Here is a 22,954-nt window from a genome sequence, read left to right on the forward strand (position 1 = left end):
CTCTACTTAGTAATTCTATACAAAAAATAAAGCAAGGATTTCTCCCTGCTTCTGTTAGCTTCTTTTATTGAGAAGATTAACCACCAATATTCTTATCTGCCATTCTATACAGTTTATATCTATTTTGCCCTCTTCTTTTTTCGATTTCTAAATATTACCTCTAACACTACTACTGCGATGAATCCTACAGTTAGTTGTAAACCTGTAAACAGAAGTTTAACATTTAGAGGAATGTCAGGTGCACTCCACATTAACGTTGGAGGAATAAGGATACCAATAATTACAATAATTCTCATTACCTTCCCCATTTTTTTCTCCTATCATATCTTTAAGATTTACGTTTCTTTTTACAATTCTACTAATTTCTCACGTAGAGCCAATTCACTCTCAGTCATATACCCTCTCATTTCTTCCACAATCTTATCGTGATTAAAGCATAATACTTTTTCCTCACCCAAATAGCCAACTGGATAAGGAACACCTATATAATTGAACTCACGATTATCCGCTGAAATAACCATTCTTCCAATAATCATCACAAATTGTTCTATATCTTCTAGCTTCACAACTGTTCCAATCGGTAAAAGTTTCATTTATTTATTCCCCCTTTTTTTATTGACTTTTTCCATAAGATTTATAACAAATGAGTTCCACACTAGAGAAAATCCAGTAAATATAAGAACAGCCAGCGAAATAACAATTTTATCTTTCCACGTTTCTCCATTTATCATAGCTAGTATAATTAATAGTACCGCTGCAATACATATTACTACTTGTGTGACTCTACGCATTTTAACCCCATCCTCACTCTTCCTTCTTAAATTTAAATGAGAATCCTCCACCATAACCATTAGGTGCTGTTGCGGAAAATCCTGATTCTTCACCTGCACGGATTTTATAACCATATCCACCCAGTATGATTTCACCTTTAACATCTATATCATAGTCACCTAATACAGGGATATAATCAGGGATCTTAATCTTCGTAATTTCCGCTTCGTATACTTGTAAAGCTATCATGCTTTCACTTTTAAAAGAAAATCCCTCAATCCCCTGTACATAAGAAGCTACTCCTTGTTTGCTAGTAAGAGTTAATTCCTCCCCAAAACCTTTAGAAGAATTATATTTATAGGCTATCGTCTCTTCTGCAACAGCGCCTTCTATTTTTAGTAGTTTTTTTACTCGTTTCGATTTTCTTCGTTACTTCTCCGAGCCTTTGCCCGACTTCTTCTGCTTTGACAGGTTCATTCGTAACATAGTATTCTTGATCCTTCCATACTAACATCGGTGGCACTTGTTCTCGTTTGTTACATATTATATAAGTAATACTAGCTATAAGTAGTAGGCATGTTAATAAAAAGAAGATAGTTTTTTATTCATATACTATGCTCCCTACCTATCATTTTATTAAATTATATAATACCCATTATATGTAGTAAATGGATATAGTGGGAATTTTCGGATTTTATATCAAAAAGAAAAACCTTACTCAAGTAAGGTTCATTCTATAGTGACTGATTTATTAAAACGATCATTACGATAATCGCTATAAACATAACAACTAAACAGCCGATCATTTTATAAAAGCCTCGTTTCGTTAACGTCCCACCTTGAACGTCTTTCCGAATAAATAAGAATACGGCTAAAAATAATACAATCCCAATGCCAAAAGCATACATCATTTGCATATATTAATCTTCCTTTCTCTCTTCCATCTTAATATCTTTTCGATAAAACAACAAATGAGATAAAAACTGTACTCATCGTAAGTGCCATTAGTATGTTTAATAGTTCAACCGCAGATAGTGTAATTACGTGTAGATTTAAACCGAAAGAGAAAAGAAGGTAATATGCCGTTAGCGCAAAAAAGCTGAAGAACATTCCTTTATAACGAATGAGTTTCATTCGCTCATCTTTTTCTTTAAATTGCGGATGTAAGTAACTTAAGCAGAAACACATAATCATCATCGCAAGTACTGTATACGTTGGAGCCGGTGGTGCGGAATGCGTCATTATGCCCGCTAATATCATGGTTCCACTCATAATACAGAAAATAATTCCCATAATTAAAAAGTACTTTTGTGAATAATTCATCCCTATTCCCCCTCTTCTTTTCCTTCATAAATAAATACATGTTCTATCGTTGTCTGAAATGTTTTTGCTATTTCAAATGCTAACGGAAGTGATGGATCGTATTTTCCCTTTTCAATTGAAATGATGGTTTGTCTGGAAACTCCAAGTTTCTCAGCCAATTTTTCTTGAGATAGTCCAAATTTTTTTCGGTATTCGACCATTTTATTTTCCAAGGAAATTTCTCCCTCCTCCCTTATCTCGAGTATATATGTAAAGTAAGCTTTACGTCAAGTTTCCTTTACATGCATTTCAGTTTGTTTCACTCTATTTATATAGAAGAAACTTTTTCATTTTCAGCACGTCTATTTTAAAATGAAATATGGAACACTGTAATGAACCTTTACTATATCTCCTCCTCTCTATTTTTAAAATTTAATATCTCCCTATTTGTTTTATCCTTTTAAAATATTTCATTCATCTCTTTATTCCACGAAATGCGTTATTGGTTTTACGGTGTTTTTCGTCATATTTATAGAAACTAACTGTTTATGAAGCATTTTTTATGTTTAGCAACTTTTTTTGTAGAAATCCTTCACTTTCCTTTCAATATTTAACACTATCTAAATAAAGTTTACGATAAATTCATAATTTTTTATTTTTTATACTATATTCCGTTATATTGTTGTATAATATCAATGAAAGCGCTTATTATTTCAATATACATAATTCGAACTCGCTTTTATCGAAACATTCCAATTATTATACTTATATTTACATGCAACAATTTTAGTTATTCGTGTAGGTATACCAAATATATCCACCCCATTTTTCTGTAAAATTACTTTATAACATGAAAGATTAACTTGGGTGATAAGTTATTGTGAATGTTTTTTTACAAAACAGATAAGTAATAGTGTTTGGTATTATGTAAATTATTGTAATAACATAAGAGTAAAGAAAACATTTACATTGATTATTGGTTCATCAATTATTGAAAAGAGCAAAATGCACCTTTTGTATGGAAAAAGGATTATATGCATTGGGAGGTTTAAACAAATGACGAGGAAGAATACAACGACAAACCCTTGGGCCAAGTTCCATGGTCCGAACCTTGGTTATGTTATTGAGCAGTATGATCTTTACGTAACTGGAGCAGGTTCTGTTGATCCGGAATTACAAGAGCTTTTTGAAATTTTTGGAGCTCCTTCGTTTCAAGATGATGTCGTAACAGGGGACAACACAGCAACAAATTTTTCTCCTCAAAACACAGGGAACATTGAAAAAATTCTTAAAGTCGTTCAGCTTGTTGAACAGATTCGTTCATTCGGGCATACGTTGGCTCACATCAATCCGATGGAAGATGCTGCTAATGGACAATCTCTTCTTGAGAAAGCAATGAACGAACTGAGCGATGCTGACTTGAAAGCGATTCCAGCAAAAACAGTATGGCAAGATGCACCAGAAGGTATTCACACTGCACTTGATGTAATTCATAGATTAAAAGACGTTTATACAAAATCTTTAGCTTATGAATTTTCTCATATACAAGATAGTGAAGAACGCGCGTGGTTGCATCAAATGGTGGAATCAAATTCATTGCGTCAACCACTACCAAATAAAAAACGAACTGCTCTTTTAAAACGTTTAACAGCTGTTGAAGGTTTCGAGCAATTCTTGCATAAAACATTCGTTGGGCAAAAGCGTTTCTCTATCGAGGGCGTTGATATGCTTGTACCTGTTCTAGATGAAATTGTTCTAGAAGGTGCAAAGGGCGGCGTAGAAGATGTCATGATTGGTATGGCTCACCGCGGTCGTCTAAGCGTACTTGCACACGTATTAGAAAAACCATATAGTCACATGTTTGCTGAGTTCAAACATGCAAAAATAGAAGGCGCAGTGGCAAATTCTGGCTGGACTGGCGACGTGAAATACCATTTAGGTAGAGAACAAGTCGTTAGTAACGAAGAAGTTAGCACTCGCGTTACATTAGCAAATAACCCAAGTCACCTTGAGTTCGTTAACCCTGTTGTAGAAGGTTTTGCACGTGCGGCTCAAGAGAATCGTAAAAAATCTGGTCTTCCAGAACAAGATACTTCAAAATCATTCGTAATTTTAGTTCATGGTGATGCTGCATTCCCTGGTCAAGGTATTGTATCTGAAACGTTGAACTTAAGCAGATTGAACGCGTACCAAACAGGCGGAACAATTCATGTTATCGCAAACAATGCAGTTGGTTTTACGACTGATAGCTATGATTCTCGTTCTACGAAATATTCAAGTGACCTTGCAAAAGGTTTCGATATTCCGATTGTTCACGTGAACGCTGATGATCCAGAAGCTTGTCTTGCTGCTGCTAACCTTGCGATTCAATATCGTACATTGTTCAAAAAAGACTTCTTAATCGATTTAATTGGTTACCGCCGCTACGGTCATAACGAAATGGATGACCCAGCAGTTACGCAACCACAAGTGTACAAAAAGATTAAAAATCACCCAACTGTAAGAGCGATTTATGCAGATCAATTACAAGCTGCCGGTGTTCTAAATGCAGATGAGGTTGAAACAATGACTCAGTTTATACAAGAGCAATTAAAATCTGACTATGCACAAGTACCGCCAGCTGATACGAGCGCTGCAACAATTCACGTTAAAGTGCCAGATGTTGTTGCAAAAGGCATTCAGCCAATTGATACTGGTGTTGAGATTGACTCACTTCGTGCAATTAATGAAGGTCTACTATCTTGGCCAGAAGGCTTTAACGTATATCCGAAAGTGAAGAAAATTCTTGAGCGCCGTAAAGATGCTCTTGAAGAGAACGGTAAAATTGAATGGGCACTTGCTGAGTCATTAGCATTCGCTTCTATTTTACAAGAAGGTACGCCAATTCGTTTAACTGGTCAAGATTCACAGCGTGGTACATTCGCGCACCGTCATATCGTATTACACGATACTGATACAAATGAAACATATTCACCATTACATCGCTTACCAAACATTAATGCATCCTTCTCTGTTCATAATAGTCCGTTATCAGAAGCTGCTGTTGTTGGTTACGAGTATGGTTATAACGTATTCGCTCCAGAAACTCTTGTTATGTGGGAAGCGCAATATGGTGACTTCTCAAATACTGCGCAAGCATTATTTGATCAATATGTTTCAGCTGGAAGAGCAAAATGGGGTCAAAAATCTGGTTTAGTTCTTCTATTACCTCACGGTTATGAAGGTCAAGGACCAGAGCATTCTAGTGCACGTCCAGAGCGATTCTTACAGTTAGCTGCTGAGAATAACTGGACAGTTGCAAACTTAACGAGCGCGGCACAATACTTCCATATTTTACGTCGTCAAGCATCTATCTTAGGAACAGAAGCTGTTCGACCATTAGTATTGATGACGCCAAAGAGTTTATTACGTCACCCACTTACGCTTTCAACTGCTAGTCAGTTAAGCGAAGGACGTTTCCAACCTGCTCTAGAACAAGAAAACCTTGGTACAAAACCAACTAAAGTAAAACGTCTTGTTTTAAGCACAGGTAAAATGGCGATTGACTTAGCAGCAGAAATTGAGTCTGGTAAACATGAGTATAACTTAGATGAAGTTCATGTCGTTCGTATTGAACAGCTTTACCCATTCCCCGCTGAGAAAGTTCAATCTATTATTAAACGCTTTAAAAACTTAGAAGAAATTATTTGGGTTCAAGAAGAACCTCGTAATATGGGCGCATGGCATTACATGGCTCCAATTCTGTTCGAACTTGCTGGAGATAAAGTGAAAACAGGTTATATTGGACGCCCAGATCGCTCTAGCCCATCTGGTGGCGATCCATTCGCTCACAAAGCTGAGCAAGAACTAATTGTTGCACACGCTTTAGATGTGAAATATAACTTCCGTCAAGATAAACAAGAAATTGAAGTTTTCAGCAACTGAAAGTAACAATGAAGGTTTCTAGCCTGCTCCCCGGACAGATATTCTGCCCGGGGGCAAGCTAACAAATGGAGATTACCGAAGACAAAAGAAGAAAAAACACACCGTTAGGCAAATAAGGGGAGGACATTTAAAATGATCGAAATTAAAGTACCTGAGCTTGCAGAATCTATTACTGAAGGAACTATCTCACAATGGCTTATCAACGTAGGCGACAAAGTTGAGAAAGGTGGCAGCGTTGTTGAGCTTGAAACTGATAAAGTCAATGTAGAAATCATTGCAGAAGATTCAGGTATTGTATCGAAGTTACTAGGCGAACCTGGGGATACAGTTGAAGTTGGTGCAACTATCGCAATTTTAGATGCAAACGGAGCACCAGTTGCAGTAAGTACACCTGCACCGGCTGCTGAACAGCCAAAACAAGAAACAACTGAAGCACCGAAAGCTGCGGCACCAAATGCTGAGCAAACTACAACTTTACAAGGTTTACCGAATACGAACCGTCCTATCGCATCACCAGCTGCTAGAAAAATGGCTCGTGAATTAGGTATCGACTTAAACGATGTACGTAGCACAGATCCACTTGGACGTGTGAGACCACACGATGTACAAGCTCATGCTGCCGCACCAAAAGAAGCACCAGCTGCTCCAAAAAGTCCAGCTCCTGCTCCAGTTGCAAAAACGGAATTCGAAAAACCAGTTGAGCGCGTGAAAATGTCCCGCCGCCGTCAAACAATTGCAAAACGCCTTGTAGAAGTTCAACAAACATCTGCAATGTTAACAACATTTAACGAAGTTGATATGACTGCAATCATGGAATTACGTAAAGAGCGTAAAGATGCTTTCGAGAAAAAACATGATGTACGTCTTGGTTTCATGTCATTCTTCACAAAAGCAGTTGTTGCAGCATTAAAACAATTCCCATTATTAAATGCTGAAATTCAAGGCGACGAGCTTATCATTAAAAAATTCTATGATATCGGTATTGCAGTAGCAGCTCCAGATGGATTAGTTGTTCCAGTTGTACGCGATGCTAACCAATTGAACTTCGCTGAAATTGAAAGCGAGATTCGTAATTTAGGTATGAAAGCACGCGATAACAAACTTTCATTAAAAGAGTTACAAGGTGGTACATTCACAATTACAAACGGTGGTGTATTCGGTTCTCTAATGTCAACACCAATCCTAAATAGCCCACAAGTAGGTATTCTAGGAATGCATAAAATCCAAGTACGTCCAGTTGCGATTGATAACGAGCGTATGGAAAACCGTCCGATGATGTACCTTGCACTATCTTACGATCACCGTATTGTTGATGGTAAAGAAGCAGTTAGCTTCCTTGTTGCTGTTAAAGATATGCTTGAAGATCCAAAATCATTATTATTAGAAGGTTGATAGATTAATAATCTATTAAAGGCTGTAGAATGAATTATTCTACAGCCTTTTTTTATTGCATTCATACGGGACAAATTTCATAACATAAGCTAATAATGTATGCCTAAAACGTAAGGAGGATTAAAATGAATAACCTTCCAATTGATGCAAAACTTAAAGCAAATAAGGATACTTTTTTCCTTCCCGACTCAAACGGGGGTGTCTATTTTCGAAATAATGCCAGTTCATTTCGTATGGACGGTGATGGAATTTACAACTGGATTGAAAAATTAATGCCAATGTTTAACGGGAATTATTCTTTAGCAGAAATAACCGATGGTCTCCCTCTCCCCTATCAAAATCGTGTATTTGAAATTGGAGAGATTTTATATGAAAATGGTTTCGTTCGGGATGTAAGTCAAGATGCACCTCATGCATTAAATAGCGCATTACTTGATAGATACGCTTCACAAATTGAATTTTTAGAAGCTGATTCTCATTCAGGCGCTCTAAAATTCGAAACGTATCGCGCGGCAAATGTCCTTATAATTGGTTCTGGAGATATGCTTACTTCCTTAGTTTCTTCTTTATTAGAATCAGGATTACCTACCTTTCATTACCTTGTTACAGATTATGAGGAAACAAATTACGATCGCATTCATGAGCTAGTAGAACTTGCACATGAAGTTGATGATCATGTCCTTGTTCAGGAAATAGATACGACAATTGATCGTCCCCTGCATGAAGTGTTCGAGCCTTTCGACTGGATTTTGTATGTTTCTCAAAATGGAGATATTGAAGGCCTAAGAGCAGTTCACACGATTTGTAGAGAAGTAGGAAAGAACTTCATACCTGCCGTCTGTTTATCAGCACTTGGTATAGCCGGCCCTATCGTAATAGCTAATCGTGAAGAATGCTGGGAATCCGCATGGCATCGGCTACATGAAACGACTTTACAAAATGAACATTCATCAGCATCATTTTCACCACTTCCATCTGCAATGTTAGCAAATATAATCGTATTTGAATTACTTAAACATGTCGCTGATGATTCTTACCGGGAAAAAGAACCACAATTCTTTTTATTAAATTACGAAACACTCGAAGGAGCATGGCATCCTTTTATAAAACATCCTCTCGCAACTGATGAAAGTTTTACAATTGATACGATAGAAAACCTTTCTGAACAACTTGAGCAGCGTTCCAACCAACATACCTCAACTGATTTATTCCGCTTTTTCGACTCATTAACTTCTAAAGAAGCTGGTTTATTCCATGTATGGGATGAACAAGATTCATATCAATTACCGTTATCACAATGCCATATTCAAGTAGCTACTCCACTATCAGATGGCCCTGCTTCCCTCCTGCCTCTTATGACTTGTGGTGGTTTAACTCATAATGAAGCGCGCCGAGAAGCTGGTTTAGCAGGAATTGAAACATATGTAGCGGAAATTATGCACCGCCTTATTCCTGAACATAATGATATCGGTATTGGCGCTGGAGAAACGATGACAGAAGGTGTATACCGGGCGCTACAACAACATTTAAATAATAAATTGTATGAGCGGCAGTCACATATGCTAGAAGAAATTACGACGATTGATTTAACTGAAATTCATGATAAACATTGTAGATTTTATTACGATGCTCTCTCTACAATTCATGAAACACCTAAAATAGCAGTAAGCGAAGAGATTCTCAGCTTCCCTGTCGTTTGGGTCGGTATAAATGATCGCTGGTACGGTGCATCTAATATTAATATGACGTTAGCCTTACGAAACGCACTACAACTATCACTTCTTCATATTCAAAATGAAGAGACTCCTTACAGAGCTAATATCTTGCCTGAATCCTCTATTATTTTATATGACACGGATTCTTTTAGAGTGGAAATACAAGCGGAAGAAGAAGTTCCAGGTGTGCAATCTGTGCAGCTTGCCTTGCAACATTTAGAAGAACATAATTTTTATCCATTCGTGTTTGATTTAGCCATTGAATCATTTTTGAAAGAAAACTTAGATGGTGTGTACGGTGTATTAATTGCAAAGGAGGACAGTCTATGACTCAAAATATATTGCTTATAGGAGATGGCTTACTTGCAAACTATGCACATGATCAACTATGCAAACAATATTCTATCATTCGCCAACATAGCCTTACAGAAGAACTCCCTGAAAATATTCATCTCGCTCTCGTATTACATGATGGCTCTCCTTCTACTATTCATCATGATGCCGAGCTAATGTTTCGGTCAAATCATATTCCATGGCTACGTGCATTCACTTCATTTGGTGAAGGTATTATCGGTCCTTACATTCATCCTCTTGCAACTGGCTGTTCCAACTGCTCTGATGGACGCCGCTTTATCGCCGGCTTTGATCAACAAGAAATGTGGGAACTACAGCGGAAATATACGTTAAAGGCAGATAATGTAACAAGGCGTGATGTACGTGCCACCCAAAATGGTATGTTACAAATGTGCCATCTTATTCGTGCAGAAACAGAGAAAATATTAAATCATAGCCATTCTTCTTTAGAAAATGAACTCATTTTACTAAACTTACAAACACTGCAATGTACACGGCATTCTTTTCTTCCCGATCCGCTCTGCCCTGTATGTAGCAATTTGCCTGATGATACGGCGGATGCAGCAGCGATTTCGTTACAACCGAGCTTAAAAGCAAGCGAAGCAGCATATCGCTGTCGTTCCATTCATGAACTAAACACATTTTTAACGAGAGATTATTTAGATTATCGCGTCGGTATGTTAAACGGAAAAATGCAGCACTCTTTATTACCATTTGCTGACGTTATTATAAACATGCCATTAATGTTTGGAAATGAAGGTGTTGCAGGCCGAACTCATTCATTTGCAATAAGTGAAGCGACTGCTATTTTAGAAGGTTTAGAACGATATTGTGGTATGTCACCTCGAGGAAAAAAGACAAATGTACACGGCAGTTTTCATGAGTTAGAGGATCATGCACTTAATCCCCCCTTACTCGGTGTACATACAAATGAACATTATAATCGTAATAGTTTTCCGTTTAAACCGTTTGATCCTGACTATGAACAAAACTGGGTATGGGGCTACTCTTTATTACAAAACCGACCACTTTTAGTTCCTGAATCAATTGCTTATTATAGTCTCGGTCATCGAGATGCTTTCGTGTATGAAACATCAAATGGATGTGCAATTGGTGGTAGTTTAGAAGAAGCAATTTTTCACGGCATTTTAGAAATTGTAGAGCGTGACGCCTTTTTGCTCACTTGGTATGCCGAATTACCTCTCCCCCGCCTTGATCTTAGTTCAGCAAATGATACGGAATTACAATTAATGATTCAGCGACTGTACACGATTACTGGGTATGAGTTACATGCTTTTAACGCAACGATGGAACACGGTATCCCAAGCTTATGGGTAATTGCGAAAAATACGCGTGAAAATGGAATGAACGTTGTTTGTGCGGGAGGCTCTCATTTAGATCCTGTCCGTGCTTTAAAGAGTGCCATCCATGAAATAGCTGGCATGTTACTAATAGCAGACGATGAACTCGAACAAAAAAGAGAGCACTACGAAAACTGCTTACACGATCCTTATCTCGTTAATAAAATGGAAGACCATAGTATGCTGTACGGATTGCAAGAAGCAGAAGAACGGCTTCACTTCCTTTTACGTGACGATGCCCCTGTGCAATCGTTCCAAGAAATGAATGCATTACAATCAGTTAATATAGATTTAACATCCGATCTTCATCAACTTTTAAACCGTCTGCAGCAATCTGGACTTGAAGTAATCGTTGTAGATCAAACAGTACCTCTTATAGAAAAAAACGGATTACATTGTGTAAAAGTCATTATTCCAGGCATGCTCCCGATGACGTTCGGTCACCATCTCACTCGGGTTACAGGACTAGATAGAGTGTATACTGTACCGATGACACTTGGATATAGCGCTGAGCCTTTAACGAATGCACAATTAAATCCACATCCGCATCCGTTTCCATAGTAAAGGAGGGGATTCTATGCAGCTGGATACTTTTTTACATCATCTCCATTTTTCTATCGATGAAATTATGCCGAATCATGAAGTGGACTGGGCAGATGCACCACTTCCTTATAAATTATATCGAAATGTACCTGTCATCCCTCTCTCTTTAGAAATTTCATTATCTTTACCTAACTCTTCTACTACACCTACTTTAAAGAAGATTGGTCATTACCTTGGGTACTCATTCGGTTTAACTCAGTTATGTCAGCTAAATAGCGAAAAAATTTTATTCCGAAGATCTATCCCTTCAGGTGGTGCTTTATATCCGAATGAATTGTATATATATTTAAAGATTGACGATTATCCAGACGGCATTTACCATTACGATGCCGCGCATCACCGGCTTGTTTTACTTCGTGAAGGAAATTTCGATTCTTATCTTTCGGAAGCACTTGGCAACCGTTGTAACATACAGTCTTGTTTTGGCGCTGCATTCGTATCCACTATGTTTTGGAAAAACTTCTTTAAATACAATAATTTTTCGTACCGGCTTCAAGGCTTAGATAGCGGTGTTCTCATCGGACAATTACTTGCATGTGCCAAACAATTTGGCTACACAAATGGCGTATATTTTCAGTTTTTAGACCGCGCAATCAATCATTTACTCGGACTGCCAGAAGGCGAAGAAAGCGTGTATGCTGTTGTTCCTTTAAGTACAGAACCGCAAACTGGTTGGTTTCACAATGATTACCATGAAAATAAAACAGTTACTTCTCATGAGTTGTTGCAACAAATTCCGCCGTTAGCCCACGAACATTTCGTTCGATCAAAGCAAGTAGATAAACATCCTATGATAACCAAAATAAATGAAGCTTCTATGATCGAATCGACAGCACACTTCCACACACTACATCATGAAGAGCACTATCAACATCATGCGCACGCTGTACAGTTGCCGCAAGTAGAACGGTTATCGTATGATTTCTTACAACTTTGTAAAGAACGGTATTCCCCTGATGCTGACTTTACTTTCACGAAATGGGATGCAGCCGAGCTCGCTACTTTACTACAAGAAGCGAGCCTCTCCTTCCCTTATTACAACGACCTTGATGGTCAGTATGTAAATGAAAATGCGCGCGTCTCCTTATATGGATGTTTTTATAACGTAAAAAATATAGAAAACGGTGCTTACGCTTATAACAGTAAAACGCATTCCATACAACCACTTCGATATGGAGACCTTCGTTATCCCCTTCAATCTAGTATGACGATGGATAACGTGAATCTTTTTCAAGTACCGCTTTGCCTACATGTAGTCGGAAAGAAAGATTACTATACACGTGCATTAGGCTATAGAGGGTACCGTATTCACCAAATGGAAGCTGGCATACTCGTCCATAAACTCGTTTTCGCCGCAACCGCGATGGGGATGGGCGGTCATCCATTACTAAGTTTTGATACAAATTCATGTGATCAGTTATACGGGATAGATACTGGAAATGAAACGTCTCTTATTCAAATTCCTGTTGGGGCGTATCGAGCGCGGAATTGGTTAAAAGGGGATTTGCGTAATTAGAAGCACGCCGGTGGACGGCGTGCTTTTTTACTAGATTAATTTAAAAATACTCTTAATTTGTCTAGCAAATAACCAATTTTTCGTACCGTAGTTATCATTTAAACTATCTAAATTAATAGATTGTCCGTTAGCAAACTTTAATTCTAACGTTGTATTTTTGTCATTTGTTTTTAAATTACTATTTGTAATGGCATCATACTTTAATTTTTCAATCTCAATATATTCGTCTTTTTCTTGTCCGATCACGACATGGTCTTGGAAGAAGAAAAATACTTCTACTTTTTTACCGAAACAAAATACATTTTTCGTATAAATTAATGTCGCGTTATCAAGTCCGACACATACTTCTTTCATTTCTTCCACAACATGTCCAAAGTCTTCTTCATGTCTTGTATTTGATTCAACAATCCATTCTTCGATTGTTTTCATATTAATTGCCATACTGCGCCCCCTGGTTCGTTCAATGCTTTATTAAAAAATAAATACTATATGAAAATATAAGCGATAAGTACTATGTTTTCAAGGGTGAACGGTATATTCAAAATAAAGTGAAACTTTAATCAATAGGGGTCTTCATCCCCACTGATTATTAGTTGAACCAATCGGGCTTTTACGGGCAGTTGATCGCCCACCTAACTTCTTTGCTTTCGCTGGATTTTGAGGTGGGGGTCTTACTGTCCGCAAATAGCGGGATAAAGTTAAATTTCAAAGTAATATAAAAGGAACACCAATTTCATTAAATTTTAAACGTGTGAACGAGGCATTCTTCATCATCAATTAACTGCTCTCTCTCATCAAATTCAATGTTCAGTTCTTTATATACTTTCTTCCAAAACGACACTGCTGGTACATTTTTTAGAAGTTCGATAACGAAATACTGCCCTCGTTTCTCTTTTAGTACATTCGCAATAACTTGTTTACCGATTCCTTTCCCCTTGTACTGATTCAATATGAAAATGTCATTTATACCAAAGTCGTTTTCCTTCTTCAAAAAAGGACGTTCCAGTAGTAATAAAAATCCTACAATCTCATTATCACTTTTAATAAAATACGGAGTGATTCCGTCATTTTCCCAAAACATGTGCAAATCTTCGTATTCAAAAAATCCATTTGCCCCAATCTTTATATTAGGAGTGAATGTAGAGAGATCATGAAGATATAGTGCGTACAGATTACGTAATATTTCTTTTTCAGATTCTTGAACGGTTTGAAGTGCTACAAACATTTTTAATAATCCCCTTCCCTATATGTAACTGTTTCTCCCTCTTTATTATTCGCTAAAAAAGTTTACCTACCTTTGCAAAAAAATAGCACTTAAAAAGTGCTATTCCGCTCGTCTTGCCGCTTGCTGAATTGGATCCCAAACGCTGTTATATGGTGGTGCGTAACTTAAGTCGACATCTTCTAAATCGTGAATGCTCATTTTATTGAAAAGCGCCATTGCAATCACATCAATCCGTTTATCTACACCTTCTTCTCCAATTACTTGTCCGCCTAATAATTGTTTCGTGTCAGAACGATATAGTAATTTCAAATAAAGTGGTTTCGCATTTGGATAATAGCCCGCCATATTTGTTGAATCTACTTTGACTGTTTTATATGGGATATGTAGCCCTTTTGCTTCTTTTTCATTTAAGCCTGTTCTTGCGAGCGTCAAATCCATAAATTTAATAATACCTGTACCTAACGTACCCTTAAATGCTCTTCGCTTATCAAGCATATTCAGTCCAGCAAGTCGCCCTTGTTTATTTGCAGTCGTTCCGAGCGGGATATGATCATGAATTTCCTTTATAACGTGGTAATGTGTTGCGCAATCACCAGCTGCATATACGTCCTGCACATTCGTTTGCATATATGTATTTACTTCGATTGCCCCTTTATGATTTGTACGTATATTTGTTCCTTCAAGAAAATCAGTATTCGGCTTCACTCCAACAGATACTAAAACAAGATCCGCTTTATACGTACCTTTATCCGTTTCAATTTGTTCCACTCTTTCGTTTCCTTTAAACGCTTTTACATTTTCATTTGTTAAAATTTCAATATGATGTTTATCTGCTTCTTTATGTATATACTCCGCCATATCTGCATCATAAATTGTACCGATATGATCATTTCTCTCAATCATTCTTACTTTCTTACCAAGTTCGACGAATGTTTCTGCCATCTCAAGTCCAATTGCACCGCCGCCAATAATCGTTACATCTTCAACTTTATTCGTCTCTAACGTTTTTAATATGCGCTCAGCATCCGGAATTGTTTTTAAAAGATGAACGCCTTGTAAATCTCGTCCTTCCCATTCCGGCATAACAGGGCGTACTCCAGTTGCAACTAGTAAACGGTCATATGGAAATTGAAAAATATCTTTCGTCTCTGTATGCTCTGCGTACACCATTTTCTTTTCCGTATCGACTTTCGTTACTTCATGACGCACTTTCGCATCAATTCCGTATTTATCACGAAACGCCTTTACATTGCGCGCGATTAATTTTTCTGTTGAAGCGATAGCACCACTAATGACATACGGTAATCCACACTGCGCGTACGAATAAATTTCACCTTTTTCTAATGTTACAACATTTGCATTTTCATCGTTTCTAACAATTTGCATAGCTGCACTCATACCAGCTGCATCTCCACCAATAATGACATAGTTCACTTTACCACTCCTTATTTTTTACATACTCTTTACGTTTTCCATATTTTATAGAAATAACACCTACTCCCATTGTAAAGAAAGAGAATTCCATCTTCAAATTTGGTGCACGAACCTATGCCTTAATAGGTAATCGTCGTGTCTTAAAAACAACATGTTTAATATGCTATAACAGTTACTATTGAAAGTAGGTGAAACATACATGTGCGCCGGCCTTCTCGCCCAGCTTCCAGAGGAACCACAAGAACCAAAAGAACCGAAACCCGCTCTCTCACTTGACCAAGAATTTTCCATTAATGCAACAATATATAGTGCCCGTGCTTGGTTATCTAACGATGATACGTTTGCGCAAGATATTTGGAAAGCTACCCAATTCGCTTCAGCATCACATGCTGGCAAGTCCACCTTTCCAGTCGGTTCTGTTAAAATTATGAACTTTTCTGATGATACAATAACCGTTACTGCCTCACCAGAATCAGATCATGCGCTCAAAATAGTCGTGCCACCCCATTCCGAGGCAGCTCTAACGTCTGGTCCTTTATCCCATATACAAGCTAGTACATCAGGAGGATCAAGCAAAGTCACATTTCTCTTTCACATCTTTTTCTCAAGGGATCCTGGTTCAGATAAATAACCATAAAAAAGGTACAGTTATGCACTGTACCTTTTTTCACGTGTTCTATTCTCTTGATTTGATGAGTTCAACATTATAAGATTCAATATCTGTTAGCTTTCCTGTAAAATACGGATTTTCTCTATACCAAGACTGTTTTGAGAAATACGCTTGCATATCTTTCGTTTGAAACATGTGTCCATGTCTTGCGTATATTTCATTTCTCGCTATTTTCAATTGTTCTTTCGATAAATATGTTAAGTCTGCACTCGTTAGTTTTCGAATATCACTATCCGGTAAGATGAAACCATTATATACATACCGAGTCGCGGAGGGAGGAGTAACATTATAAACAACTGTTTTTTCTGTACTCTTCTTGTGGAATGGAAGATTATAAGACGGAAGTGCCGTTACCGTTTCTACCTTCGTCGTCTCCCTTCCATTTTCTCCATTTCGTTCTAAATAAATCGTCGTACTTCCATCAGTTGCTACCGGTCCCCACTTAATTTCTTCTCCAGCCAGAGCTGTAACTGGCTTTTGATTCACATACAATGTTGCACCAGGTGCATTCGTTTGGACAGTAATATATTGCCCTTGCAACGTTAAATCTATCGTTACATTATTTTGACCTTGTTTTATAAGTACAACCTTTTCTTCACGTGATAGTTTTACATAGTCATTTTTATATTCTGCTTGAAACACTTGAGCCCCTGGAAGAAACGGTCCATATTGCTTCTCAAACTTTTTGTCATCAGACTTATCAATTTCTTTTCCGTTCATTTTTAAAGATGTACCTTTTTCATTTGTAAGCACCGTCGTATAATACGTCTTCGCTTTCAATTTATACCGATCAAAGATAAAGAAATACTTTCCGTCTTTCGTTAACGAAAAGTCTGCTCTTTCAATTCCATTCCCTTGTTTTTCACCTATCCTCAACTGTTCTTTCAATTCATTCAAGTAAGATGGATTTTCTTTTATATACGAAAATAGCGGCATTAGACTCTCTCTCGTTGCAATAACTGATGGATCATCTGCCGTGACGATTTCAGCTAACTTCTCCCCGTCCCTCTCTTGTACAATAGTAATCATTCGATCTACTTGTGCCGCCTGCTTATAATACGATGATCCGTACAAATACAGTCCCACAATCACTACAGCAAGTAATGTTAAGAGTGTAATGCCAAATTTTGTACCGCTGCTCATTGTCTTCTTTACTACAAGACTTTCCCTCTTCTGACCGCAGTTTTGACAAAATTGCACACCGTCTTCAAAATGAGTCCCACAATTTGTACATACATTCATCCATTCAACCACCTTTTCTTTAGAGGCCAGTTAATCCCTGAGTAATGGTTTGAATTATCGTGCTAATGTAAGACCAAAGTACAATGAATGTTGCGATTCCAATTAAAACATTTGCGATAATAAGTGTGTAAACAAGATCTAATCCGCCGTTGTCTAATTTTAATATGGCAACAGTTACACTAATCCCTATATAAGTTGTAGCTACAGATAATAATATTGGTAAGAAAAAGATTAATAGAAAACTAAAAAGAAAAGTAAGAACTAATATAGCGATAGCCGGCGTTGCTATCGTTCCCCATACGCCAAATACTTCAAGAAATGAAAAAGAAGATTTCATCATCTTACCACTTACAAAAATAATAAATCCGACAAACAAAGTTAAAATCAATAAAAAGAAAAAGACCGTTACAGCTTCTCCAAAAAATGTAAGAGTAGAAACATCTGGCACTAACGTTCTCGTAACTGCTGCCCCAGCACTCATCATTCTATAAAAAATACATGCCCCTAAAAAACAAATAAGAACAAGACTTACAATTCCATTTCGTACTTCAACCTTGCCGCTTTTCATAATCGCTGTCGGTGCTTTGAAAGCATGTTTAAAGAACTGAAAATAGCCACTTGCAAACCGCTTCGCTTGCTCTACTGTTTCATTTTGTCGAGTTTCCTTTTTTGGTGCTACGCGTGCTTGTTGCTCACCTTCTTCTTGTGCACCACTCGCTACTGCTTCCTCCGTCAACGAATGTCCACACTTTCCGCAAAATTTTGCCTCTGCTGCATTTTCCGTCTGACACGCTGGACATTTCATTCTCTCATTCCCTCCTTAAGCAGATACCATATAGGGTGTTACAAGTTCAATATATGACTTTGTACATAAAACATGACTACAAGAAAAAGATTATGAAATCCTTCTTTCAAAAGAAATATATGTGCTAGCAATCTTGAAAAATAATGCTATTATGAAACAGAACAAATAACATTTTTAACAGATTGGATGACTGGCAATGGAATTGGTAAACTCAATTTTTCAAATACTCCTTACAAGCGTAATCCAATTATTTTCTTTAATTGGCGTTATCATTGTAATTGGATTTCTATTAGGCTATTTAGAATCTCTCACACGCATGTATTGGTCGAGAGCTTTCGGAAGAAAAGGATTCCTTTTAACGGCGTGGATCGGTGTTCCTATTCATGAACTTGGACATGCCATTATGTGTGTACTATTTCGTCATAAAATTGTAGCAACGCAGTTTTTCCCAACAGATACAAGTCAAGGTGCTTTAGGCTACGTACAGCATCAATACAATCAAAAAAGTGTATATCAACGAATTGGGAACTTCTTCATTGGAATCGGTCCTATTATTTCTGGTATTACTGCACTAATCCTTTTAATGCGCTATTTCGTACCAAATTCATATTTCTTATTTAGTACCACTCTCGAAAAAACAATCGCTTCTACTTCTATTAATATAGAAATGGTTCAAAACATGCTCTTGTCGACGTTCGTATTATTGAAAAGCTTATTTACAATAAGTAATTTATTGAATCCTTCCTTTTGGCTATTTTTATTTATCGCCATTTGTATTTCTGCACATATCGCTTTAAGTAAACCAGATATTAAAGGATCAATAGACGGTGTCATCGTCATGTTTATCGTATTATTTTTATTCAACATAATCGCAGGACTATTTCAGTACGACAGTAACCAGCTAATCGGCAAAGTGATAAAGTATAATATGTACCTCATCGCATTTTCTAGTGTGGCACTACTGTTCTCTTGTCTTTCTACACTTGTTAGTTTTGGGTTTTATAAAATAAGAGGAGGGCGTTCTTTTTGAACGCCCTCCTCTCATCACTTATTGTTCTTATAATCACAATGCTCAACCGGAACACGAGCGTGCCCATCTTCATCTGTACACCATGACTGCGACTGGAAGGCAAGAAAAATACCGATCCATGATTCTTCCTTTTCGAAGTGAATGAGTATACCTCCGTCTTGCCATATACCATTATCACCTTTCCATTTCTCTACATTCCCTTGGTTCATATGAATATCGTGTATACCGTTTCCTGGTTCGAAATGGAAGTAAGAATCCGGTGTATTTTCTTCTGGCCCCCATCTTTCACCAAATGCGTAAATAATCGCTTTTTCTTCTATCGCTCGTTTTATATAACGTTCTATTTTTTCATTTAAATCATTATCAACACCTGCTTTTTCAGCAGGTAAAGGAATCATTTGTTTCGATTCAAATACATTACCTCTTACGTAGTCTAAAGCTACTTTCGGTTCATTGTTTTTTATTTCTGTAAAACCGAATGGTAATGTCGGTAAAATATTAATTGCTTCTGACCGAATATTGTCGCTCGCAAAATATAAAACTTCTGACGGATAACTTTGCGATTTGACGTTAATTGCAATACGATAATCTACTTCTGCTTCACCTTGTAAATGAACTTGATAATGAGGTGTTTTCCCTTTTCCAATCTTTGATTGTATAACTGTACCTTTTAACACGCCGTAGTTTTTTAGGGGCATACATTTCATCTCCTATTCATTTAGTAGAAGCTTTTCATATTTAAAACATTATCCAATCATAAAGAAAATCCTCCTATGTTAGGAGGATTTTTAATTTCTCAACATATACCAAACAATAACCTCTACCACTACTAGCAAAATTGCACCAAAGATCATTAACGTCGTCTTCTTTAACAATTCATTTTCACGATAAGGAATGTTACATAAATACGCCCCTAGTGTAATCCGTGACGGGCAAGCGATTGTCGCTACTGACGATGCGGTGTTTTGCAGTGTTGTGACGTATTGCCACGGAAGCGCTACGTTTTGCGCAGTTTGCATTTGTAGTTTTATAAACATCGCATTTGATCCGGCGTTACTACCTGTTAAAAAGCCACCGATTCCGCCGATAAACGGGGCAACGAAAACGAAAAACGTTCCAAATGTTTCACCAGCTGTTTTTGCCAGTAATGAATGCATGCCAGATGCACCCATTAGTTCTGAAATGGCGATAAACATCGTCGTTGTAATCGCAAAAGGAATCCATTGTTTTATCGTTTGCGAGAGTGATTGTTTAATAATATGAGATGGAATACGGAAGAAGATAATAGTAAATAAGCATGTCATACCGAGCCAAAATCCTGGTGAATATAGTAGCTCTAGCTTGTAAGAGTATGATTTCAAATCAAGAACGGCATATGATCTGAATACATCATGTAATGCTGGTACGAGGCGAGAAAGCAAAATACAAACAGTTAAGAATATATAAGGGCTAATAATTTTTATAATAGATACTTCTCTCTCCGTTGCTGCAGCATGTTCTGTTATTAAATTTTGCTCACTTTTTCCTTTTAATTTAATGATAAGAAAGCCAAATGTAATTGTAACGATAGAACTTAATATACCTGCTAGTTCAACACTTACGTATGCGTTAGAAAGATAGATTCCGAGAGAAAATAATAGAAAGAAACCGAATCCTTCTTTCCACTTTTCAATTACGGCCCGCCAGCCACCAACAACGTGTAAAGAAAGAATGACGAAATAAGCAAACATCGGAATACTTAGTAGTGCCGTATTTGCACCAAGTGTTGTAAGCGGCATATTTATTAGCTGCGAACCGATAATCGTACCAGTTGCCATTGCGCCCCACGAACTAGCTAGTAAGCCGATAAATGAAAGCAGTACAGCCTGAAACGGTTTATAGCCCAATGATAGAAAGATAGGTGCTGCAACCATGAAGCCAATTCCGAACCCACTTACTGATTCGATTAGCGGACAAATACCAAAACACATAAGGAGCATTTGTAATAAACGATCGTGCGTCACTTCTTCTAAAAAACGCGCTACTTGATCGATGTACCCCATTTTGTTCATGAGGTGAAATAAAAAAATACCGAAAAACAAAACGTACCCAACAATAAAACAAATTAACCAACCTTTAATCGTTGCGTGCACAGTTTCACTTATCCCTAGTTGAAACGTTGGCGAGAGTAAAACGATTCCAACAGACACAACGTAAGCAATTAAAGAGGATCTTAATGACGTTTGTTTAAATAAAAATAAACAAATGAAAATCATCATAATTGGGATAAGTGCCAACAATATGGCCATGTTATCATCTCTTTTCATTAAAAATACAATTTTTAACTATTATATAACAGATGTCATAATTTTCAATTGTTTTTACAACAGGTTCAAAAAAGGAGCCAAATGGCTCCTTTCACTCCCATTTTCTTTTATCCTGAAAAACGCTCTGCTGTCCGACTATTTTATCTAACAAAACAAACACAATATAAGCACATATTACTTGCAATACAACATTTCCAAATTTCATTAATTCAAATGAATGGATCCATCGAAATAATTCGTTTAATAATACAATCGAAACGATACTAAATAGTTCTATACTAATCGAAAATATACATATTTCTAAAATAGATTGCTCTTGAATGCGATTTAAGTTGGAAAAGATAAATACATATCCTATAAATAGAGCCATCAATTCTATTTTCGTCATGCTAATGAGCCAAGCGTATAGTGGTACAGTTAAAAGAAGATATAGTAGTTTTCGTCTTAGCATGCTTTCTCACCCTCTAAGTTATATGTATTTTCTGTATATTTTAACATTTATTACGTAAAACAAAAAGAAGAGACTTATGCCTCTTCTTTTTGTTTTGTTGCCTGTATTAATTCACATATTTCTTCTCGCTTTTCATTTTCTAACAGCTCAATGACTTTACTTCCAACGACTACTCCATCACATATTGTAATCATTTCTTCTACATGTTCCTTCGTTGAAATACCGAACCCTGCCACTACCGGTAAATGCGTATGTGATTTTACTTTTTCTAAGTAACTATGAATCTCACCTTTAAAGTTTTGACGTACTCCTGTTACGCCTGCTACTGTAACGGCATAGACGAATCCTTCTGATTCACTCGTAATTTTTTCGATTCGCTCAATTGGGCTCGTTACGGTAACGAGTGGAATTAGCGCAATGTTTGCCTCTCGAAGTAACGGAGCAATAATATTTTGCTCTTCATACGGTAAGTCTGGAACGATGATGCCGTCTACACCTGCTTCTATACAGTTTTCGATGAATCGTTCTTTTCCGAATGCGAGTACTGGATTTAAATATGTCATGAGTACAAACGGAATTTGCACTTCTTTCCTTACCTCTATCAATGCTTGAAAAATACCTTTTACTGTTACACCGCTATCTAGTGCTCGTTTCCCTGCTCTTTGAATCGTTGGACCGTCTGCGACTGGATCTGAAAACGGGATGCCAATTTCAACGATGCTCGCTCCTGCTTCATCTAGAAAACAAATTCTTTCTTTTAATTTTTCAAGGCCACCATCTCCGCCCATTACGTACGGAATAAATGCTTTCTTACCATTTTCAAACGCTGCTTTAATTTTTTCTACTCCCATTT

General features: G+C 37.2%; 23 protein-coding genes and 1 pseudogene. 7 read left to right on the top strand and 17 right to left on the bottom strand.

Annotated features, from left to right (window positions below):
- Positions 1-119: 119 nt before the first annotated feature.
- The 8 genes and pseudogenes from ILT06_RS10055 to ILT06_RS10090 form a co-directional block, all read right to left on the bottom strand.
- Positions 120-308, bottom strand: a complete 189-nt coding sequence (locus tag ILT06_RS10055) for a hypothetical protein (protein WP_222655031.1) — start codon at positions 306-308, stop codon at positions 120-122.
- Between the two features lie 39 nt (positions 309-347).
- Complete coding sequence (locus tag ILT06_RS10060) at positions 348-593, bottom strand: DUF4176 domain-containing protein (RefSeq protein WP_064476760.1); 246 nt, start codon at positions 591-593, stop codon at positions 348-350.
- Positions 594-791, bottom strand: a complete 198-nt coding sequence (locus ILT06_RS10065) for a hypothetical protein (protein ID WP_064476761.1) — start codon at positions 789-791, stop codon at positions 594-596. It abuts the gene before it with no gap.
- A 13-nt stretch (positions 792-804) separates the two neighbouring features.
- Entirely contained in the window at positions 805-1,020 is a 216-nt protein-coding gene (locus tag ILT06_RS10070; protein ID WP_064476762.1) for a hypothetical protein, read from the bottom strand.
- 142 nt (positions 1,021-1,162) lie between these two features.
- Positions 1,163-1,366: pseudogene (locus ILT06_RS10075) on the bottom strand (hypothetical protein); the annotation flags it as partial.
- Positions 1,367-1,505: 139 nt separating this feature from the next.
- Positions 1,506-1,688 carry a DUF3976 domain-containing protein gene (locus tag ILT06_RS10080; protein WP_064476764.1) on the bottom strand — a complete coding sequence of 61 codons (183 nt, stop codon included), beginning with the start codon at positions 1,686-1,688 and terminating at the stop codon, positions 1,506-1,508.
- 28 nt (positions 1,689-1,716) lie between these two features.
- A complete protein-coding gene (locus ILT06_RS10085) occupies positions 1,717-2,094 on the bottom strand; it encodes a permease (protein ID WP_088048347.1) in 378 nt (125 codons plus the stop codon).
- Positions 2,095-2,096: 2 nt separating this feature from the next.
- Positions 2,097-2,306, bottom strand: coding sequence for a helix-turn-helix transcriptional regulator (locus ILT06_RS10090; RefSeq protein ID WP_000428506.1), 210 nt, complete (start codon positions 2,304-2,306; stop codon positions 2,097-2,099).
- 823 nt (positions 2,307-3,129) lie between these two features.
- Between ILT06_RS10090 and odhA the strand changes: the two genes are divergently transcribed.
- The 5 genes from odhA (at position 3,130) to ILT06_RS10115 (ending at position 12,938) form a co-directional block, all read left to right on the top strand.
- Complete coding sequence (odhA, locus tag ILT06_RS10095; RefSeq protein WP_088048346.1) at positions 3,130-5,997, top strand: 2-oxoglutarate dehydrogenase E1 component; 2,868 nt, start codon at positions 3,130-3,132, stop codon at positions 5,995-5,997.
- Between the two features lie 132 nt (positions 5,998-6,129).
- Positions 6,130-7,389 (top strand): 2-oxoglutarate dehydrogenase complex dihydrolipoyllysine-residue succinyltransferase, encoded by a 1,260-nt coding sequence (odhB, locus tag ILT06_RS10100; RefSeq protein ID WP_088048345.1) that lies wholly within the window; start codon positions 6,130-6,132, stop codon positions 7,387-7,389.
- A 125-nt stretch (positions 7,390-7,514) separates the two neighbouring features.
- Positions 7,515-9,434, top strand: a complete 1,920-nt coding sequence (locus ILT06_RS10105) for a putative thiazole-containing bacteriocin maturation protein (RefSeq protein WP_088048344.1) — start codon at positions 7,515-7,517, stop codon at positions 9,432-9,434.
- On the top strand, positions 9,431-11,380 hold the full coding sequence (locus tag ILT06_RS10110; RefSeq protein WP_088048343.1) for a TOMM precursor leader peptide-binding protein: 1,950 nt from the start codon (positions 9,431-9,433) through the stop codon (positions 11,378-11,380). The genes ILT06_RS10105 and ILT06_RS10110 overlap by 4 nt, the downstream gene beginning before the upstream one ends.
- 16 nt (positions 11,381-11,396) lie before the next feature.
- Positions 11,397-12,938 carry a SagB family peptide dehydrogenase gene (locus ILT06_RS10115; protein ID WP_088048342.1) on the top strand — a complete coding sequence of 514 codons (1,542 nt, stop codon included), beginning with the start codon at positions 11,397-11,399 and terminating at the stop codon, positions 12,936-12,938.
- A 30-nt stretch (positions 12,939-12,968) separates the two neighbouring features.
- Here the strand turns inward: ILT06_RS10115 and ILT06_RS10120 are convergent, their stop codons facing one another.
- The 3 genes from ILT06_RS10120 to ILT06_RS10130 all read right to left on the bottom strand — a co-directional run bounded on the left by ILT06_RS10120 (position 12,969) and on the right by ILT06_RS10130 (position 15,597).
- On the bottom strand, positions 12,969-13,379 hold the full coding sequence (locus tag ILT06_RS10120; RefSeq protein ID WP_000996806.1) for a DUF3908 family protein: 411 nt from the start codon (positions 13,377-13,379) through the stop codon (positions 12,969-12,971).
- Between the two features lie 295 nt (positions 13,380-13,674).
- Entirely contained in the window at positions 13,675-14,163 is a 489-nt protein-coding gene (locus ILT06_RS10125) for a GNAT family N-acetyltransferase (protein WP_098101831.1), read from the bottom strand.
- A 99-nt stretch (positions 14,164-14,262) separates the two neighbouring features.
- Positions 14,263-15,597 carry an FAD-dependent oxidoreductase gene (locus ILT06_RS10130; RefSeq protein WP_064476774.1) on the bottom strand — a complete coding sequence of 445 codons (1,335 nt, stop codon included), beginning with the start codon at positions 15,595-15,597 and terminating at the stop codon, positions 14,263-14,265.
- Positions 15,598-15,796: 199 nt separating this feature from the next.
- On the opposite strand from ILT06_RS10130, the gene ILT06_RS10135 reads away from it, so the two are divergent.
- Positions 15,797-16,228: a hypothetical protein gene (locus tag ILT06_RS10135; protein ID WP_222655032.1), complete on the top strand. Its 432-nt coding sequence runs from the start codon at positions 15,797-15,799 to the stop codon at positions 16,226-16,228.
- Positions 16,229-16,273: 45 nt separating this feature from the next.
- On the opposite strand, the gene ILT06_RS10140 is transcribed toward ILT06_RS10135, so the two are convergent.
- Together ILT06_RS10140 and ILT06_RS10145 are read right to left on the bottom strand one after the other, a co-directional pair.
- Complete coding sequence (locus ILT06_RS10140) at positions 16,274-17,509, bottom strand: TcaA 3rd/4th domain-containing protein (protein ID WP_088048339.1); 1,236 nt, start codon at positions 17,507-17,509, stop codon at positions 16,274-16,276.
- Between the two features lie 19 nt (positions 17,510-17,528).
- Positions 17,529-18,314 (bottom strand): zinc ribbon domain-containing protein, encoded by a 786-nt coding sequence (locus tag ILT06_RS10145; protein ID WP_064476777.1) that lies wholly within the window; start codon positions 18,312-18,314, stop codon positions 17,529-17,531.
- Between the two features lie 196 nt (positions 18,315-18,510).
- Here ILT06_RS10145 and ILT06_RS10150 point away from each other — a divergent pair, with 196 nt between their 5' ends.
- A complete protein-coding gene (locus ILT06_RS10150) occupies positions 18,511-19,344 on the top strand; it encodes a hypothetical protein (protein ID WP_088048338.1) in 834 nt (277 codons plus the stop codon).
- A gap of 14 nt (positions 19,345-19,358) precedes the next feature.
- On the opposite strand, the gene ILT06_RS10155 is transcribed toward ILT06_RS10150, so the two are convergent.
- The 4 genes from ILT06_RS10155 to trpA all read right to left on the bottom strand — a co-directional run bounded on the left by ILT06_RS10155 (position 19,359) and on the right by trpA (position 22,952).
- Positions 19,359-20,042 (bottom strand): DUF2278 family protein, encoded by a 684-nt coding sequence (locus ILT06_RS10155; protein ID WP_064476779.1) that lies wholly within the window; start codon positions 20,040-20,042, stop codon positions 19,359-19,361.
- Between the two features lie 90 nt (positions 20,043-20,132).
- Positions 20,133-21,632: an L-lactate permease gene (locus ILT06_RS10160; RefSeq protein ID WP_088048337.1), complete on the bottom strand. Its 1,500-nt coding sequence runs from the start codon at positions 21,630-21,632 to the stop codon at positions 20,133-20,135.
- Positions 21,633-21,741: 109 nt separating this feature from the next.
- The gene (locus ILT06_RS10165) at positions 21,742-22,101 is read right to left on the bottom strand and encodes a DUF4029 domain-containing protein (RefSeq protein WP_088048336.1); all 360 of its coding nucleotides are present in this window, start codon (positions 22,099-22,101) and stop codon (positions 21,742-21,744) included.
- A 74-nt stretch (positions 22,102-22,175) separates the two neighbouring features.
- Positions 22,176-22,952, bottom strand: coding sequence for a tryptophan synthase subunit alpha (trpA, locus tag ILT06_RS10170; protein WP_048561487.1), 777 nt, complete (start codon positions 22,950-22,952; stop codon positions 22,176-22,178).
- Positions 22,953-22,954 lie beyond the last annotated feature (2 nt).

The organism is Bacillus sp. 17RED48 (assembly GCF_019837545.1).
Taxonomy (GTDB): domain Bacteria; phylum Bacillota; class Bacilli; order Bacillales; family Bacillaceae_G; genus Bacillus_A; species Bacillus_A wiedmannii.